The organism is Pseudoalteromonas prydzensis (assembly GCF_011050055.1).
GTDB lineage: Bacteria > Pseudomonadota > Gammaproteobacteria > Enterobacterales > Alteromonadaceae > Pseudoalteromonas > Pseudoalteromonas prydzensis_A.
In genome coordinates, this window is record NZ_DRGM01000063.1 from 27,949 (window position 1) to 46,790 (window position 18,842).

At 37.7% G+C, this 18,842-nt stretch carries 18 protein-coding genes and 1 pseudogene; 7 read left to right on the top strand and 12 right to left on the bottom strand.

Translation table 11 applies throughout. The annotated features are described in order from the left end of the window. Positions 1-23 precede the first annotated feature (23 nt). The 4 genes from ENH88_RS05865 to ENH88_RS05880 all read right to left on the bottom strand — a co-directional run bounded on the left by ENH88_RS05865 (position 24) and on the right by ENH88_RS05880 (position 3,181). Positions 24-608: a YqaA family protein gene (locus ENH88_RS05865; protein ID WP_304180606.1), complete on the bottom strand. Its 585-nt coding sequence runs from the start codon at positions 606-608 to the stop codon at positions 24-26. Positions 609-801: 193 nt separating this feature from the next. Further along, entirely contained in the window at positions 802-1,695 is an 894-nt protein-coding gene (locus ENH88_RS05870) for a GGDEF domain-containing protein (RefSeq protein ID WP_304180607.1), read from the bottom strand. A 171-nt stretch (positions 1,696-1,866) separates the two neighbouring features. Then, complete coding sequence (locus ENH88_RS05875) at positions 1,867-2,199, bottom strand: PBPRA1643 family SWIM/SEC-C metal-binding motif protein (RefSeq protein WP_304180608.1); 333 nt, start codon at positions 2,197-2,199, stop codon at positions 1,867-1,869. Positions 2,200-2,317: 118 nt separating this feature from the next. After that, positions 2,318-3,181: a PA4780 family RIO1-like protein kinase gene (locus ENH88_RS05880; protein ID WP_304180609.1), complete on the bottom strand. Its 864-nt coding sequence runs from the start codon at positions 3,179-3,181 to the stop codon at positions 2,318-2,320. A gap of 211 nt (positions 3,182-3,392) precedes the next feature. Between ENH88_RS05880 and ENH88_RS05885 the strand changes: the two genes are divergently transcribed. The 5 genes from ENH88_RS05885 (at position 3,393) to ENH88_RS05905 (ending at position 6,152) form a co-directional block, all read left to right on the top strand. Then, the gene (locus ENH88_RS05885; protein WP_304180610.1) at positions 3,393-3,611 is read left to right on the top strand and encodes a hypothetical protein; all 219 of its coding nucleotides are present in this window, start codon (positions 3,393-3,395) and stop codon (positions 3,609-3,611) included. A gap of 107 nt (positions 3,612-3,718) precedes the next feature. Next, positions 3,719-4,609 carry a dienelactone hydrolase family protein gene (locus ENH88_RS05890; protein WP_304180611.1) on the top strand — a complete coding sequence of 297 codons (891 nt, stop codon included), beginning with the start codon at positions 3,719-3,721 and terminating at the stop codon, positions 4,607-4,609. Between the two features lie 80 nt (positions 4,610-4,689). Then, positions 4,690-5,055 carry a hypothetical protein gene (locus tag ENH88_RS05895; protein WP_304180612.1) on the top strand — a complete coding sequence of 122 codons (366 nt, stop codon included), beginning with the start codon at positions 4,690-4,692 and terminating at the stop codon, positions 5,053-5,055. Then, positions 5,055-5,435, top strand: a complete 381-nt coding sequence (locus ENH88_RS05900; protein ID WP_283710236.1) for a hypothetical protein — start codon at positions 5,055-5,057, stop codon at positions 5,433-5,435. Before ENH88_RS05895 ends, ENH88_RS05900 begins: the two co-directional genes overlap by 1 nt. A 147-nt stretch (positions 5,436-5,582) precedes the next feature. Continuing rightward, a complete protein-coding gene (locus tag ENH88_RS05905) occupies positions 5,583-6,152 on the top strand; it encodes a DUF2799 domain-containing protein (protein WP_304180613.1) in 570 nt (189 codons plus the stop codon). 354 nt (positions 6,153-6,506) lie between these two features. Here ENH88_RS05905 and ENH88_RS05910 read toward each other — a convergent pair. From ENH88_RS05910 to ENH88_RS05940, 7 genes and pseudogenes are all read right to left on the bottom strand, one after another. Next, positions 6,507-6,807, bottom strand: a pseudogene (locus ENH88_RS05910) (type II toxin-antitoxin system RelE/ParE family toxin). Then, a complete protein-coding gene (locus ENH88_RS05915) occupies positions 6,795-7,052 on the bottom strand; it encodes a type II toxin-antitoxin system Phd/YefM family antitoxin (RefSeq protein ID WP_304180614.1) in 258 nt (85 codons plus the stop codon). Before ENH88_RS05915 ends, ENH88_RS05910 begins: the two are co-directional and overlap by 13 nt. Before the next feature lie 590 nt (positions 7,053-7,642). Beyond that, entirely contained in the window at positions 7,643-10,762 is a 3,120-nt protein-coding gene (locus tag ENH88_RS05920; protein WP_304180615.1) for an AAA family ATPase, read from the bottom strand. Next, positions 10,743-11,321, bottom strand: coding sequence for an ABC-three component system middle component 1 (locus ENH88_RS05925; protein WP_304180616.1), 579 nt, complete (start codon positions 11,319-11,321; stop codon positions 10,743-10,745). Before ENH88_RS05925 ends, ENH88_RS05920 begins: the two co-directional genes overlap by 20 nt. Continuing rightward, positions 11,318-12,664 carry an ABC-three component system protein gene (locus ENH88_RS05930; protein ID WP_304180617.1) on the bottom strand — a complete coding sequence of 449 codons (1,347 nt, stop codon included), beginning with the start codon at positions 12,662-12,664 and terminating at the stop codon, positions 11,318-11,320. Before ENH88_RS05930 ends, ENH88_RS05925 begins: the two co-directional genes overlap by 4 nt. A gap of 2 nt (positions 12,665-12,666) precedes the next feature. Then, on the bottom strand, positions 12,667-13,734 hold the full coding sequence (locus ENH88_RS05935; RefSeq protein WP_304180618.1) for a ComEC/Rec2 family competence protein: 1,068 nt from the start codon (positions 13,732-13,734) through the stop codon (positions 12,667-12,669). Positions 13,735-14,168: 434 nt separating this feature from the next. After that, entirely contained in the window at positions 14,169-14,642 is a 474-nt protein-coding gene (locus tag ENH88_RS05940; protein WP_064666364.1) for a VOC family protein, read from the bottom strand. Between the two features lie 191 nt (positions 14,643-14,833). Here ENH88_RS05940 and ENH88_RS05945 point away from each other — a divergent pair, with 191 nt between their 5' ends. After that, entirely contained in the window at positions 14,834-16,714 is a 1,881-nt protein-coding gene (locus tag ENH88_RS05945) for an AMP-binding protein (RefSeq protein ID WP_304180619.1), read from the top strand. Positions 16,715-16,757: 43 nt separating this feature from the next. Here ENH88_RS05945 and ENH88_RS05950 read toward each other — a convergent pair whose 3' ends face one another. Beyond that, on the bottom strand, positions 16,758-17,456 hold the full coding sequence (locus ENH88_RS05950) for a tRNA1(Val) (adenine(37)-N6)-methyltransferase (protein WP_304180621.1): 699 nt from the start codon (positions 17,454-17,456) through the stop codon (positions 16,758-16,760). Between the two features lie 76 nt (positions 17,457-17,532). Here ENH88_RS05950 and srmB point away from each other — a divergent pair, with 76 nt between their 5' ends. Continuing rightward, positions 17,533-18,765, top strand: a complete 1,233-nt coding sequence (srmB, locus tag ENH88_RS05955) for an ATP-dependent RNA helicase SrmB (RefSeq protein ID WP_064666361.1) — start codon at positions 17,533-17,535, stop codon at positions 18,763-18,765. Positions 18,766-18,842: the final 77 nt, after the last annotated feature.

Genomic DNA, 18,842 nt, shown 5'->3' on the forward strand with positions numbered 1-18,842 from the left:
CTGCTATAGCCGCTATTTAGCGGCTATAGCAAGGTTGTTAACCACCAAATAAGTAACACTAATACTGTTAAGCCAAGCATCGCCTTGGTTTTATGCTTTTTAATAATTCGCTCAGCTTGATTACCCGCAAAATACACCACCAGCGCTAAGCCAAAATAGCGGATTGAACGCGCGATCATGGTGGCAATTAAAAACATCACTAACGAATATTTCGTCGCGCCGGCAGCTAGCATCGCAATTTGAAATGGAATGGGCACAATGCCAAGGGTTATTACAAACCAAAAACCCTGTTGCTGCATTTGCTGTGTTACTTGTTCAAACTGCGCTGGGTTTGAAAAACTATTGATCACCCAATCACCTACCACATCAAACAAATAGTACCCTAACGCATAGCCAAATAACGCACCAATTACACAGCCTATGGTAGCCATTAAGGCTATCAGCCAAAGCTTATCACGACGAGCTTGCATCAAAGGCACGAGTACAGCTTCAAGAGGGATAGGAACGATTGTTGACTCTAAAAATGAGGCCGCAGTTATGCTGGTTAGCATGTGTTTTGAATCTATCAATTGTCGCGTTTTTTGTTTTAAGCGTTGCATAACAGCCATAGTATTACCTTGAAAAATAAAGTCATATTATCGATACAGTGCAAGCTCAATACCAGCCCTAACAGTTAAATAAAGGCATTGTTTAATAATGCTTTTCTTTATAAAAAGTAAATGAGCAGGGGGTAAAATGTGGCTGAGGCTGTAAAAATCCCAGTCAAAATTGTAAATTTTACTATAATCAATCGCTTAGAAATTAAGCAAGGCTATATTGGTTGCGTCCGTTGTTTTTAGCTTTATATAACGCTTGATCGGCACGCTTAAGTACCTCAGCAAGTGACTCATCAGCGGCCTTAAACGACACCCCAATACTCACTGTTACATTACGCTGTTTGTTTAGCTCAATAGTTCGTGCAATTGCGAGTAACTGCTGACTGAGGTCGATAGCATATTGCTGATTATCATCAGGCACATATACGGCAAACTCTTCTCCGCCAAGGCGCGCAAATACGCAGTCTTGACTCAGTACATTTGCATATAACGCTGCCAGCTCGGTCAGCACCTTGTCGCCAACATCATGACCAAATTCATCATTGATCGATTTAAAAAAGTCGATATCTATAATAATCAGAGTAAACCGCTGGGCTTGCACCTGTTGTATGTGTTGATAAAAAAAGCGTCGATTTGCTATTTTTGTTAAATAATCCGTGGTCAACTCTTTTGATAAGCATTGCTGAGTGCGCTTTAAATCAGCCATTGTTAACTTTAGCCCGTAACAGGTAAGCAGCATTCCCGCAGTACGCAAAATATCTTCGACATAAATACCGATAAATAACGGCTGAGTTAAAATTTCATCAAGCAGATCAAAGGTTAATCCTGCAGTCCAAAACGTCAAACCGAGACTTAAATAGACATAAGCAGTGGTCGACAAATTGGCTTTTTGCACGATCACAAAAATAGCCACAACAATTAACAAGTTTATAGTGTCAGTGAGTACACCGTTTAAAAATATATGCTCACTAAGTTCAGGTAAAAAAGTGCAATACAAAACAACAATCAACAGCAGTGAAAGTATAAACAGCGACGAACATGCTCGCTGTAACCACTTTCTTTCAAGCTGTTGATTAAACTCATTTTCACAGTATGCCATACGCGATTATCACTGCTTGAATTATCATCTATTATGGCTAACCTTAGCACAAAAACATGAACATATGCTGCACTGAGCGGTAAATAGTAAACGCGATTTTAACGAGAAAAATATGTATTTAAGCTGAGCTCAAGTTACTCAGCAGTACTGCCAGTTGCAGCGTTAAATTAGTTAGCCACAACATTTTTTGTATTTTTTATTGCTACCACATAGACAAGGATCGTTGCGCTGTGGCGTTTTTGCAAAAACTTGGCTAACGGGCTTCTGTAACACAATTTCTAAAGGCGCTATATTTTCAGCAAGCTCGCTATCAACAATGATCTCTGCAAATAGCTCGTTGGCCGTTAAAATGGCGATAACTTCACTTTCACGTTCATGGTTTGGTACGCACAATTGCAGTGGATTGCCTTCACTGCCTGGCTTTACTTTTGGTTTAGGTTGATACGTACCTTGATTGTGCTTGCCCATGATATCGGGCTTACCACGATAGAAAAATTTTGACACCGGCGTTCCTAACTGTCGTTTACAGCAACTCACTGTGAGTCACTAAAGGCTGCGCAGTCTAACAGAGTTTTAAGCTGTTAGCGCGCCCACTTTAATACCTCACTACCACAGAGTAGGACTAATCTTCGTCAGGCGCTTGTGCGGCCTTTATTCGCTCTTGATTCTCCTGCATTTGTTCAAACGCCGCTTTAATTTCATCAAGTACTGAATCAACATCAGCTGCAGCATGATCATCTGCGATATCACCGTGAAGCACGGTTTCAGGGGTTAATTCACCAGCTTGGTACAAGGCCCACATTTCTTCACCAAAACGTGTGTCGAGTATTTCTGGTGCGTACTGCCCGTAATACAAACGCATATTGCGTACGTCGCGTAAAAACATTTCTTGAGCATTATTATTTGCCGCTGCATTCACCGCCTGCGGTAAATCAATCACCACCGGACCATAGCTGTCTACTAACACATTAAATTCAGATAAATCGCCATGCACAATACCCGCACATAACATTAAACGAATGTAATGCACCATAGTGGCGTGATCTTCAATTGCCTGCTCAGTAGTTAAACTGACATCATTTAAACGCGGCGCAACATCACCGTCATTATCAGTGACTAAATCCATGATCAGTACCCCATCATAACAACCATGAGGCTGTGGTACTTTTACACCAACCCGAGACAGCGTGAAAAGTGCATCAACTTCTGCATTTTGCCACACGTTTTCTTGTTCTTTACGGCCAAACTTAGAGCCTTTCTCCATCGCTCGACCACGACGACTATTTCGTACTTTGCGTCCTTCTTGGTATTTTACAGCTTGTTTAAAACTTCGCTGTTGCACATCTTTATAGACTTTCGCACAACGAATATCATTGCCGCAACGAACGACATACACCGAGGCTTCTTTGCCACTCATTAACTGGCTGATGACTTCATCAACGATACCGTCTTCGATTAACGGTAGGATCTGTTTTGGCGTTTTCATAACACGTTTATACCGTACTTAGGCATACTTTTTAATCTTCTCGCAAACTATTTTATTTGATAGACCCTTACGTTAAAGCAAAAGCACACGAAAACCAATGCTAATAACCGCACAATCGAGTTTATCAAACAGGTTAAATAACAAAAAACTTGACTAAATCAGCTAAATCCACAAACTGCGAGGTTAACAGCCTAAATTATACTTACTTTATATGAATTCAGAAATACGCTATCACTTTCAATCGGCGCAAATAGCTAATCGTTTTTTAAACGAATTAAAACACTGGCCTATCGCTCGCGTAACAACAAAACTGCTCAATGGGGGTTTTGATGTAAAAGTAAGTTATCAATTTGATGGCGTAGGATTTGACTACACCTGTGCGGAACTTGATGAATTAGCCGCAAAGCATGCCGGTGAAGAAGTTAGTTAAACTTAATTGTGCGTGCTCAATGTTGGTTGCTAAGCATACAATAATATACATTTTAAATTCTCTCAGCTATGTTATAAAAAGTTTCTCATTAACATAAAGGCGCTGGCATGCAAAACCCACTCTCAGATCACATCCCTCAAGAAGCTTTTGACTGGTACGATGAATACGCCCATGGAAAAATGGACCGACGCACCTTTATGAAAAAACTTGCAAGCTTAGCTGCATTGGGCTATTCAATGGCCGTTTTAACAGCGGCATTATTACCAAATTATGCCCTCGCCGAACAAGTTTCGTTTAATGACGAAGCAATCAAAGCCACTTACCAAACCTTTGATTCACCCGATGGCCACAGTAAAGGCCAAGGTTATTTGGTCGTTCCAACAGGGTTAACTGGCACACGCCCAGTGGTCTTAGTGATCCATGAAAACCGTGGGTTAAATCCATATATTAAAGATGTTGCCCGTCGCTTAGCAAAAGCTGGTTTTATTGCTTTTGCACCCGATGCGCTATTTCCACTTGGCGGCTACCCAGGCAATGATGACGAGGGACGAGCAATGCAGCGCTCTATGGATCAAGAAAAAATCCAAAACGATTTTGTCGCTGCGGCTAGATTCTTAAAATCGCACCCGCAAGGTAACGGTAAACTTGGCGCCGTTGGTTTTTGTTTTGGCGGCTACATTGTTAATTACTTAGCGGCTGTTGACTCAACACTGTTAAATGCTGGCGTGCCCTTTTACGGCACTCCTGCCAGCGAAGCGCTGCGTAAAAATATTAAAGCCCCCTTAGTTATCCAACTTGCCGAGCTCGATGAGCGCGTCAATGCAACATGGCCCGATTATGAGCGTGACTTAAAAAGCCTCGGTGTTGACTATAAAATGCATATGTACCCGAAAACCAACCATGGCTTTCATAACGATTCAACTGGACGCTACGATAAAGAAAACGCCGAACTTGCTTGGCAACGAACGGTCGCATTTTTTAACGAAAAACTCGTATAACTTCAGCGCAGTGTTTAGTAACATAGCTAAGCACTGCCACACTCTCAATTACTAAACTCATTAAAGAAACCGCTGCCCTCATGAGCAAATTTTTTCTCCTAAAGTACGTCACATTTTTTATCGGCTGTATGAGTTGTTTTATTTTGCATACTCAGTTTGCAGTTCCCGCTGTTATCGCGTCCTGTTTAACCGGACTTATTGGTAGTTTTATTGCTTTTCCAAAGCAGTATGAAAACCATCCTTACGCTGCTATTTATGCTGGCAGTTTTGCCGGTATGTGCTCACAAGGTTTGATCAATAGTTATTGGGAACTTGCCATTATTTCTTTAATTGGCGCTATGTTATATGTGCTGACTGCGAAGATGTTTACTGGTTTTGGCGGGAAATTAGGTAGTATTGCCTTCATCAGCGTGGCTTTATTTGTCTTAGCGAAAGGGATCGTATGATGAATTTAGCAGCAATCCTATTAGCATTACTTGGCGCATTCTCGACCTTTTATTTGGCTAAGCACCATCGTCTTGATGCGATTCGGGCCTCTGCCATTTTATCTATCGTCGCTTACCTTATTCTACTCCCCACCGAATTCAACGCCGAGCTATACAGCAGCATTTTTTTTGGTGGCTCCTTTATTGGCATGAGTGCGCCAAAACGCTTTGGTATCTATACGCTATTTTCATCCAGTATTATATTTGCTGTCATGTTTGAAAATTTAATCCCTTACTTTAATAATTTTGGGGGCGCCTTGGGCGTGAGTGCATTCTTATCGGTGTGTATTTGCCAAGTGGCGATTATACTTGGCGCTCCGCGCAGTACAAAGCACCACTAGTTAAGATGCGCTCTGTGGCAATTAAACTTAATGAAGGACATAATTTGTTACTTAAAATAGTCTACAAACCCACTTAAATTGTAGCTTTTTAATAACCATAAAATGTACTATAAGGTATTGGAACAGAACGTAAATAACAGGATAGTTATGCAAAATCGTTTATTAATATTAAGTATTTTTGTATTGCTAAATAATGGCTGTACAACCTTGAGTCAGGATGAGTGTAGAACAGCCAACTGGGAAAGTTTAGGTTATGAACACGGCGTAAATGGTGGTGATTATGCCGATGGCATAACAAAGATCGCGGCGTGTAACGATTACAATATCAACCCAAACATTGAACAATTTAAAACTAGCTACGAGGATGGCTTAGCCGTGTATTGCCAACCTGAAAACGGCTTTACTCTGGCTATGCGCGGAGTCTCATATAACGGTGTATGTAACAACCGTGCATTTCGAAAAGCGTGGGAAGAAGGTAACGACCGTTATCAAATCCAACAACGTCGCATAGCAGTTGATAACCGTATAACCGAGCTAAAACAACAACTCTCTGAAATTAATCAGCAGTTAAACAGCAATAACATCACGCAAACGCAGCGCAAAGAGTTAAATACACAACAACGCCAATTAGAACGTGAGTTAAAAGACTTAAGACGCGAAAAATCCTTATTACCACTATTGAATAAAGCCTCAACAGTTGAAATTACCTTTCCTTAATTATCTTCTGCCCAGCCTGTAATCATAGGGCTGGTATATATTACGCGCAGCAAAAATCGAAAGGTAACTCCCACCAATCAGCGATAAGAGCGCAGGCCTATAAATAGGTAAGAATTCTATTTAGCTGTTGAAAAGCAAGGACAGCTTATGATGAATCAAAATATTTAAAAGCGCTAAAACAAAAGGAATTAATATTGTGCTAGGCAATGACGGTTTAGCGTCATTGAGAGATGTTTGGATAAATATTTATTACGGGAGATGAACCGCTCATTGCACTTCCAGCTATAAAAAGCGCATACTGGGTGGTGTGGGGGCTGGAGGTTAGAGACCTCCGGCCTACCCGATTAGCCGTATTTAACTCTTTAGAAGAAATCTACGCAGCTCTCGTTCTTGACGCATGACATGTAAAATATAAACTTTATCGCTATCAACTTTATAGAAAGTACGACAAGGATTAACATTAACGTCACGGTAATTTAAGTTAATTAACTCCAGCGGTGTTTTACCCGACTCGGGGTGACTTTCTAATCTAGATATTTTATCAAATATTTTTTTGAGTCAATATTTTAGCCGCTGGAATATTACTTAAGGCAATATATTCAGCAATATCATTTAAATCATCGAGAGCTGATGACGTCCATATTACTTCAGCCATTTGCTCATTTTTTCTTTTGCTTCTTGATTTGAAAATGTATGACCATTTTTAATTGCTTGCTCACCGCGTGCTACACCTTCAAGAATAGCCATTCGCTGTTGCATAAACTCATAATCATCGACATCAACTAAATAAGCAGATGGTTGACCACGTTCAGTAATTAATACGGGTTCTTTAGAAGCATGGAGATCCGCTAAAATTTTGGTAGCTTGACGTTTAAGGGTCGTAACAAGTTCAACTCTCATAATAAATCCAATACATGACCAAATAATGTATCACTACAGTATCACACAAACTAGAGGTTACAACTATACGGCTAGCAGCTTTATCAGAGGACACTTTCCCTATTTTCACGCAAAAATGTCCTTCTTTTATGTGCTTCTATTAATAGCAAATAGTGTAAATTATTGCTAACTATAAATATTACCCTTGGGGTAGGTTATTTTATTATGCAAAAAGAGAAAAGTTTCCTCACAGGTCACCCTAGTAGTAGTGACTTAGATTAACTAAAACCTCAATGACCGTATATCGCTCGATACCAACTATCGGCTGAGTGCCAATTGCGGACATTCAGTATTTGAATTTAAGTCTATACTGATGGTCGCAAATGCCACCAAGGCGGTCATTCGTCAGATACTAAAAAGCAGCCTCGAAGTTCAACGTATCAGAGAAAGACACTGAAACTTTTTAATATTTCAGTGCCTATTGCATATTCCAGAGCATCGTGAACAGCGGGGTAACCGGTGTTCAAATCACTGGAATATACATCATTTATTAAATGATAACCTGATTTTGTGACTAATAAGAAAACAGGCGGGCTCCCTAATTTCATTTATTAGTCGATTGCTACTTTCCCAAATGACTCAAGTTTCAAAAATTTAGACTTAAATAAATGCGGCGGTATTTTCTTTTTTAATAACCCATGAAAATTTTCATCATGCGTTGAAATAATAAGTTGTTTATCAAATTCAAATGCAATATTTCTGAATAAATCAATCACACTTAAAACATTAATCGAATCCATAGACTGAACGGGATCATCAATAAAAATACAATGTGTATCATTGCCATCGTAATCTTTAGTATTTAAAGCCTTAGCTAAAAATATACTCAAACTCAGTACATTGATTTGAGCAGAACTAAAATAAAGTGATGGGGCAATAATTTCATTATTGTCCTGATCTTTAACTTTGATATGTAATTCGGGTTTAGAGTTTGAAGCTTCATAGCTAAATTCAATTTTTTTGAATTCCGGGTGAGGATCTATCGTCTTGTATATTTCGTTAATAACATCTAAATAAAAATAGTCATTTATATAAGCTTCGATTCTATCGTCTATTAACTTTATATCTACTTTCAAAGTTGTTTGTAATTTTTCTAATGAGCTAATTTTTAGAGATAGTAGCTCTATTTCATTTTGCAATTTAACCGATTCACTTAACTTCAATGCTTCATCAGCAGAGCTCTCCAACATTTTCAAAAAATTAAGTCGCTCATTAATCTTTTGAATATCCTGATCTATAGACTGATTTTGTACTTTTGCATCTTTATATCTTTGTTCCACATCAAAAACGGTAATCTCAACTATTTCAGGGAATATATTAGAATATTTTTTAAGTTTTTCAGATTCAGATTTTACAGTTTGCTCTGCCTGTACAATCATTCTTTGCTGTTCATCATCGGTTAATTTTTGTAACGCATTGGGCAATTTATCTTCGCCTGTTTTTATTTTTTCAGACAACTGCTGGATATTATTTTTTGCTGTTTGAACATAAATTGAGTAATTGAGATTTAATTTTCTAAATTTTTCACGTAAAACATCAACATCTAAAGAAAGTTCAACGTCTTCAATACGGCATATTTCAATAAATTGTTGGTATAACTTAGAGTCTTCCATCCCTTTTATTCTTTGAGCAATTAAAAGATCTTCATCACGTAACGTTTTAAAGGGGTTATCTAGCTTTTGTATGGCTTCTAATTTTTGCTGTATGTTGTCGTTTGTTGCTGCAAGAGTGCGTTCCGTATCTTCAATTGATTTACGCAAATAAGCACTATACTCTGCTTGATTCATAGACAGGCTGCTTTTTAAGATCGACTCATACTCATCATTAGAATACCTAATCTCGCTATTCAACCGAGATTTATCATTGGTCAATGATTCGATACTGGCTTTTAATTTAGCCATAAAATCTAAATATTCTTGAATTTGTAGATTTTTATATTCATCGTACTTAGACGAAATCGCTTCATTCTCTTTTTCCAAGTCCTTTATTTTAGATGCAATTTCCGACTGGGATTGGATTAGCGCACTAGTAATCGAATCAAGAGCTTTATTATTTTTAACTTCGGCTTTGAGTGTTTCAAAATTTTGATGTGGATGAGAACACAATGGGCAATTATTGGTTTCTGTGTGTTCAATTATTTGACTACCCAATTTAATCAATTCAGAAATAGCACTTGAGTGTTGCTCTATTCTAGCTATTTCATTTTTCTTAGCCGTCAGGTCAAGATTTAACTTATCAATTCTTAAAATATTTTCTTTAAATTCAGTATGAAATTGATTAAATAATTTAACGTCTATACGCTCCATTTCTGCTGCAACTGGGGTATGAATATCGAAGTTATTAACATACTTAAGTTGGGTATTCTGCTTTTCTAAATCGAGATTTTTATTGCTAAGCTCTTTTACAAGTTCTTCATTTCTAATTTTAAGCTTTTGCAAACGTTTTTCTAGTTCAGTTTTTTGAACAAAAAGGGATTGACTATTTTTTTCTTTTTCTAGCAATGAATTAGATTCAAGCTTAGTCTGGTGCTGTAACTTTTCAGCTTCTAAAACTTGCACTGTAAGCAATTTTTTTTCATTTTCTATTAGCACTAAGTCTTTTTTAAGTTTTTTGTTTTTAGCTAATAAACCATTTTTTTCTGATAACTTTTTAAAAAAGCTATCTTCATCATTACAAATTTCCGATATCTGCTCATAACGGTTGGTTAATGTAGATAACTTCAACTCAAGCTTTATTAAGTCATCTTTTTGGTGAGTTAACTGCTGTTTTATCCTAAATAAATGAATTGGTTCTCTAGCATTTTGAATGCGATAAATTGATGATTTAATAAATTCAAAACTCTCAATAAAACCTAAATACAAGCCTTTAAGTTGGTTTTTCTGTATAGCGTCTTGGTCTAAAGTGTCTAATAAATGTCTAATTTCCAACTTCAACAGTTTATATTTAGCCTCATCAAAATCGCTTTGAATAGGTGTTATACTTAAACCGAAATTGTTACATTGAGTAATTAATTCACCCAATTTAGTTAGAATAGTACCATCAGCATTAACTTTTAATAATGCACTATCTTTACCTAGCTTTGTTTTGTTATCCGTTTTAACCGAAGTATTAATGTCATCTAATATTTTTTGGATTTGTTTACGTTTATAGTTTAATTCAGAAAGTTCATTTACATGGTTTTCAGCAAATTTTTCATATCTGGTAGCAGGATCGGTTTCACGCAAAAAAGCGTCTATGGCTTCTTGTGATAACATTAAATCACGGAAGTACTTTTTATTTTCTGGCGTGTCTGAATCTCTAAATAAATAATCTCTATGATTACCATTTTTACGCTTTAAGACCTTATTAAAAACTTGATTATCGCTGGTAACAATATCGACCTTTGTATCTAATGATTTAGATGCTTTAGAGTTTCTTAAAATATAAGAGCCTTTTTTAGATAACTTATCGTTTTTAACTCGAACTTTGTCATCTCGTATATAACGCGTCACATTATTAGTAATGCAAAAATCGACAGCATCATAAAAGGATGTTTTACCAAAACCATTGGGGGCATAAATAGAAACTATATTAGCAACATCGCTTTCATTGCCATGAGAGAAATCAAATATCCCATCTTTTTCTTCAAGGTAAGATTTAAACGCTTGGATTTTAACTTGTTTGATTTTCATTTATACGAATCCTTTCTATTTCTTCGCCGATCCAAGATTTTCGCTGTTCAATTGAATTATCACTAGCATCTAAAGGTATATCGACATTTAAAATTCGATTTGCCACATCTGATAAGCTAACGTTATCTTTACTATTGGACGTCATTTTTTGAGCCAATCGAATATTACTCGATAAAATTCGTTCATTAAGTAATTTACTAATTTCATCTTCCGTTAATTGTTTTTTAATATCGTCAATAACAATTTTACGTATAGCAAATTTATCGTTCTCAATCTTGTACTTAATTTCTTTGCTTACTGCTCTCGGACAAATAAAAATTAAATAGCAGTTCCACTTAGAAAAACTGTCATTTAAATTACTAATAAATTCAATCGCGATCTCATTAGTAATTCGTTCCCAATGTTCAACTAACGTTGCTTCTTCGTTTAACTTTATGCAAATACATGAAAGCCTAGATTTCGATGTAATTGAATATACAAAATTATATAAATCAAAATGGTTAGAGTTTAAGAACTCGCTGTTTATTTCTAAATTTTCAGGTACAAATGATGAAATCATTGTTTCTCTCCACAGCTCAAATACTTTGAATAACTATCTATTAGTTGATTTTTCATTTCTTCTAGGTGTACAACAGTTAAATTGTCAAAGTCAGCTTCCCTGTCACTCAGGCTAAATTTATTCAATTTGGCCATATGTAAAATAGATATATTTTTCGATCTTTTAGAATGAATATGAGCAATTGAATCTGGATCGTCTATTCCATTCGCAATAAAAGATGGCAAATTTTCAGGATCTCGATATTTGTTTAGCTGATCAGGCTCATCCGGCCTTTCTGAGCCGTTGTGTATAAGTATTAAGTAGCCTTCATTAACCAAATCGCCACAATCGAACAGTACGATATCCTTTAATTTATTTTTCCAACTCTCATCAATAAAATACAAAAATTTAAAGTTTTTAGTTAGGTAATTTACAAATTCTTCATCCCACTCAAATTGCGAATCAAGTAATTCGTATACTTGTAAAAACTCTAAAATAGAAGTCCATAACTCTTTGTTTTCAATTGATTTTGGCTCGTTATTTAACTCATTAATTAACTTTTTATTTTTTTGAATTAAGCTATAAGGAGTAAACGAGGCTTGTTCAATTTTATCTTTTGATAAGTTAGTAAATAGTTTTGCTAACTTTTCTTTGGTTTGTGGGTTAAAAAAAGATAGAGATTGGAAAGCTTCTGATGTTAACTCGCTCAAAGAACCAAGATAAGGAGGACAAATAGGTAATAAATTATTCTCGTCTAGGATTTTCTGCAAATTTTGAATTGGTACAGAGCAAATACGATTTACATACGCATCGGGATTGTGAACCCGATATTCTATAGCAGCCAAATAAACTTTATTATCTGTGATATCAAACAGCCCACCACCAGAAAAACCTTCCAGCCCACTGATTTCAACGTTATCATCAGCTTTACATTCAAGTTTATCAGAACTTACGCTACAGACAGTAGCTGCATAACTTTCAATCCACTCTTTACGTGGCTTTTCTTCATTTCTATGATTTGCTGAGAATTGAGGGAAACCCCATAGTTGTAACCTTTCGTCAAACTGACAAGTATTATGTTTTGTTAATATATCCGATTCTAAATATTCAACTTTCAATATCACTAGATCAACATCGTTATGATAGTAGAAATCAAAAAGAGCTATTTTAGTATCAGCTGTCGTGTAGATCTCAATATCATTCTGTAATTTAAAGCCTTTAGAAATATCATTTTTATCAACTTGAATTACATGCTTTGCTGTAACCACATAACTATATTCTTGAGTCATCGGCTGCAAAATAACACCGCTGCCATCATCAACTACTACAGTATTTTTTCTTATTATATCTTGCGGGTTAGCCATAATTAAAAAATTGTACCTTGATTAGATAACTTAAAGCCTTGAGCTTCCAGGTCTATTTTTTCTTGTGGATTATTGAATATTTTAGGAATAACTAACTCAGGGTAGTTAAAATAAATAGTTACGTTTGGCTTCGCTTGATAAATTCGCGCTAAAGTTAATTTATTTGGCAAACCATGCTTGGATGAGTTGGTTGACACAACAAAATTATCACAATTAATTAAATTTAAAAATTCGCTGCTGGTGTTATATTGACTGCCATGATGCGATAGTTTTACAAAATCAAATTGATTAGTAAAACCTTTTGCAAATAACTGTTTCAAACTATCAACGACAACATGATCATGCGCATCACCTAATAGCATAATTTTTTGCCCCTGATATTCAAAAATAAAAGCAATTGAACTACCGTTGTGAATAGATTTATCTTCTTTAAATTCATCGTTTTCTAATAGCTCGGCAAAACCTTTTGAATAATCCGTATTTCCGGCAGAAGTCAAATTAGAACTGGTTTCTTTCTTCCATTTTACGAGTAATTTTTCTAATTTGTCTTTAGTGGGTGATAATATGGAAAATGTTGCTCCAAACCGTTCTATTTGTTGACCTGCCAAGATTAACTCTTGATGCCAGATTGCTTTATTTTCTAAAATAGATTCAAAAGTAACACCTTGGTTAATACTAGTTAAGCCGGAAACGTCATCTCTGATCTGCGATGCTTCTACAAAATTAGAGTTGTCTATTTTTTTACCAAAATGTTCAAAAATTAATTTTCCAGAATTAAACCAAACTTCCTGTGTTAGTTCGTTTAGTAACTCATTTTGCTTGAATCCAGCTAATATGCCAGCAATGTGATCATCATCAACATGAGTTAAAATGAGTAAGTCAATTTTATGTCCTTGTGATTTAATTTTAGCCAACTCATTTTTTAATGGCCCTGGACGATTTGATCTACGGTAAGTATTAGTTGTGCCACCATCAACTAATATATTTCGCAAGATAGCACCATCAAACTTCCCTTGTATTAAAACGCAATCTCCATGTTCAGCTTGCAATATTTTTGTTGTAAAACACATGCTCAATTCCTTTTATAACATCTATTTATCATATAATCTTGCAACTGAATAATATTTCTAATTATAAAACTAAAATTTAGTACAATCATTCCCAAAAATTGTTAATGAATATGCATTATAAATTACTTTAACTCAACCGTTTTTCGATAGTCCATATTGGTCTTTGAAGCGTATGTTGTTCTACACTATTTGTAATTTCTCTTTTTGGGCAAAGTGAACTTTATAAGTTGAGTGTTCAGAGAATTCTAGATAAGTCCACTGTTACCATTTAGATATTTGATATCAACGGCTGCTTTAAGCTTGAAGCAGTCATACAATGTAAAAAATCCGACTGACTGCTTTTCGCTCATAGCTGTCTGTCAGATGAAATATAAACCTATTTTTCAAAACTGTAAGATCAGATATGAGCCCCATAATTTATGCGTGTTAATAATTTATGCGTCTTCTTCTTTGCTTATTAAATCGGCCATACGTTGACTAATTTCATCATCGTTGAGATCTTCCTTATGAGTGCCGATTGTCCAAACATGGCCAAATGGGTCTTGTAAAGTGCCCGCTCGATCACCGTAAAATTGGTCGTGCACTGGGCGAACTTCTGTTGCACCTTCTGCAATTGCTTGAGCAAATACAGCATCCACATCCGCAACGTACAGCATTAAACTAACCGGTGTGCCGCCCAGCTCATCGGGGCTTTTAAAATGCACTTCGGGGCACATATCTGAAAGCATAATATGCGAATCACCAATTTTAATCTCCGCATGGGCAATACCACCATCAGGTAAAGGCATTTGCATAATAAGCTGCGCGTTAAATACCTTGCAGTAATAATCTATTGCTTTTGCTGCACCGTTAATTATCAAGTAAGGAGTAATTGCATGATACCCCTTTGGAATTGCTGAAACTGTCATTATTGTTCTCCTAATATATAGCTGCTTTAAAAGCGTAGTATAAAGCCTGAGAATGTCAGCTAACGGCAGTAGTATTTAACCCTGTGAATATTACTGCTAAACGGCTAACAGACTATGGTCGCATATCGGGTTTATAGAAAAGGGCTTACATTTTGTAGGGTCTCTCACACATTTATACACAGGATCCTGCTATGCAAGGCAACTATCAACAACAATATCAGTCGTTTATTCACGATCCAGCCGAATTTTGGTTAACACAAGCAAAACGCATCCCTTGGTTCAAAGCCCCGCAACACGCTTACACACAAGATAATGACGGCCTTTATCATTGGTATGCAGATAGCCAGCTCAATAGCTGTTATCTGGCATTAGATCAACATGTTGCAGCTGGGTTTGGTGAGCAAACAGCGCTAATTTATGATTCCCCCGTCACTGACAGCAAGTGCACATATAGCTATTTACAACTTCAACAAGAAGTCGCTAAATTTGCCGGTGTAATGCAATCATTAGGTGTTGTAAAAGGGGATCGTGTCGTCATTTATATGCCAATGATCCCGCAGGCTGTTATTGGTATGTTGGCATGCGCTCGCTTAGGAGCGATTCATTCTGTGGTATTTGGTGGATTTGCCGCCCATGAATTAGCGGTACGCATTGATGATGCTAAACCCAAATTAATCCTCAGTGCCTCATGTGGGGTTGAGGTGAATTCAGTCATTGCTTACAAACCACTTATTGATAATGCAATAAAGCTTGCCGAGCATAAAGTTGCGCACAGTATTATTTATCAACGCAAACATATTACAGCAAAGCTCAATGCTACGGACATCGATTGGGAGCAGGCCATGCAAACAGCTGAACCCGCCGATGTAGTTCCCGTTGCAGGTGATCACCCGCTTTATATTCTATATACATCAGGCACAACCGGCACGCCAAAAGGCGTAATACGCGAAAACGCAGGCCATGCTGTTGCTATGCATTACAGTATGGAAACAGTCTATGGCATGCAACCTGGAGAAGTATTTTGGGCAGCGTCTGATATTGGCTGGGTGGTGGGCCATTCTTATATTGTCTATGCGCCATTAATGTTTCGATGCACCACAGTACTTTATGAAGGAAAACCCGTACGCACACCTGATGCCAGTGCATTTTGGCGAGTAGTTGAAGAGTATCAAGTAAACGCTTTATTCAGTGCGCCAACCGCTTTTAGAGCGATCAAAAAAGAAGATCCCACCGCTGAGGGCTTTAAAAAGTACGATACCACGAGTTTAAAACGATTATTTTTAGCTGGTGAGCGGTTAGATCCCGCAACCTATGCATGGTTAACCGAACACACTCAGTTACCTGTGCTTGACCATTGGTGGCAAACAGAAACAGGCTGGGCAATTGCATGCAACCCTATCGGCATTGAGCAACTAAATACAAAGCCCGGTAGTGCAACTGTCCCCACTCCAGGTTTTGATGTACAAATTCTAAATGTCGATGGCAGCCAATGTGCAGCAAACGAACAAGGCGCGGTAGTGATCAAATTGCCATTACCACCTGGGTGTTTACCAACTATTTGGCAAAACACAAAACGCTATAAAGCAGGCTATTTAAGCGAATATCCTGGGTATTATTTAACGGGTGACGGCGGTTACTTAGATGACGACGGTTACCTGTTTATTATGGGTAGAACCGACGATGTGATCAATGTGGCAGGTCATCGGCTTTCAACCGGTGAAATGGAAGAGATTGTGGCCGCCCATCCCGCAGTAGCAGAATGTGCTGTATTTGGCGTAAATGACTCACTCAAAGGGCAATTGCCAATGGCGATGATCGTATTAAAAAACGATTTTATTGGTAACCCCACTGACGTTGAGCAACAATTGATCCTCGCCGTTCGTAATCAAATTGGTGCTATCGCCTGTTTAAAAAATATCGTCAGTGTTGAACGTTTACCAAAAACACGCTCAGGTAAAATTTTACGTAAAAACCTCCGTCAACTCATTGATGGGGATGAACTGCAGATCCCATCAACCATTGATGATGCCAGTATTTTTAGCGAAATAAGCCAGCAGTTAAACGATCGTTAATCGCATCAAAACAAGGCTGTAACCCAACGTTATAGCCTAGTAACTACATCTTTAAATAAAAATCCTTACATAGGGCAATATACTCATCGCTATATTGCCCACCTTCAGCATGAATCGTTAAACTAGTTTGCTCGCATGGCTCTGCCTGATAGGCAAAACACATTAAGCTGCGACTTGGCACTTTTGCTTTCGTCGTGTTCACCAAACAATGGCGCACTAAATGCAGCCCTTGTCGTTGTGCTTGAGCGATAAATAACTGCGCCTCAGGACACGGCAAAATAACGTTAAAAAAACTATTTTGATGACTCAAATTTTTAAATGCGCTGAGTAACTCACTAAAACTTAAGCTATCTGTATGACGTGCGGTATTACGGGCTAAGTCCTCCCCTTTTAAACTGGCGTTAAAATACGGCGGGTTACTGATCAGCACATCAAATTTAATCTCACTGGTTACTTGCTGAATAGCTTTTTGCATCAACCTAATATCTGGCCATGGGCTATTAGCAAAATTTTGCTGTGCATCAGCACATGCATTGCCATCAATTTCAACGGCGCTAACGGCCATACTGGACTTACGTTGCTTGCACATTAGTGCCAACAAGCCAGTTCCCGTACCAATATCAAGCAACCGCTGTGCGGTGGCTAAATCAGCCCATGCCCCCAGTAAAATCCCATCCGTTGAGACTTTCATCGCGCTGCGGGTTTGCGCTACTTTAAATTGTTTAAACACAAAGCCTGACATTTTTTCACCTTTTCATTCACCAACTGGCGGATAGCGCGTATAATTAACGGCAATTGTCCTCTATTTTTGACACTCTATGCAATTTTCTGATTTTGATATTGATAACAAGCTACTACAAGCCGTTGCTAAAATGGGTTATGAAACCCCTACCAGCATTCAACAACAAGCAATTCCTGAAGCGCTGCAAGGGCGTGATATTTTAGCCTCTGCACCAACCGGTACTGGTAAAACAGCGGCATTTTTGATCCCAGCGATTCAATACTTACTTGATTTTCCGCGTCGTGAACCTGGTTTTGCCCGCGTGTTAATAATGACACCAACGCGCGAGTTAGCTTATCAAATTCATGAACAGTGTGAACTACTTGCCAAAGGCACTCACCTTAAAATAGGCGTAGTAACTGGCGGTATTAACTACGGTACGCACAAAGAAATTTTTGAAAAAAATAACGACATTTTAATTGCCACACCAGGGCGATTAATGGAATACCTAGAAACCGAAAACTTCCACGCTGAAAATGTCGAAATGCTTATTTTAGACGAAGCCGACCGCATGCTAGACATGGGCTTTCGTAAAGAGATGATGCGCATTTGTGAAGAAGCTAAAAACCGTCGTCAATGCTTTTTGTTCTCAGCCACTCTTGAAGGCGACAGTGTTGAACGTTTTGCAGAGCAAATATTAAATGACCCTGCACTGCTTGAAGCGGAGTCATCACGTAAAGAAAAAGCCAAAATTCACCAGTGGATCCATTTAGCCGATGACTATCATCATAAACTGGAATTACTGGTTAATACCCTAAATGGTCCTGATGTAAGCAAAGCGATTGTGTTTGTTAAAACCCGTGAGCGCCTAGAAACCTTAATTGGCGAGTTAACTAACAACGGTGTTAAAGCTGCATGGCTGCGTGGTGAAATGCCACAAGACAAACGTATGAAAGCGATGGAAAACTTCCATTCTGGTCGGACTAAAATTTTAGTCGCAACCGATGTTGCCGCCCGTGGTATTGATGTTGCGGACATCAGCCATGTAATTAACTTTGATATGCCGCGTACCGCAGATGTGTATGTGCATCGTATTGGCCGTACTGGCCGCGCCGGTAAAAAAGGCATCGCGATTTCATTAGTGGAAGCCCACGATATTGCAATTGTTGCCAAAGTTGAGCGTTACACTGAGCAAAAGCTGAAACGTCGTGTTATCAAAGGTCTTGAGCCACAACATAAAGAAGCTAAATTACCGATCAAAAAGCTTAAAGATCCGGCTAAAATAAAAGCCCGTAAAAAAGCAAAAACGAAAGTCAAAAAGAAAAAATAACAGTAATTAACCTAAATTCTGGATAATTAACAAAGCCGAGCAACTACCTAAGCTCGGCTTTTTAGTTTTTGTGCTGC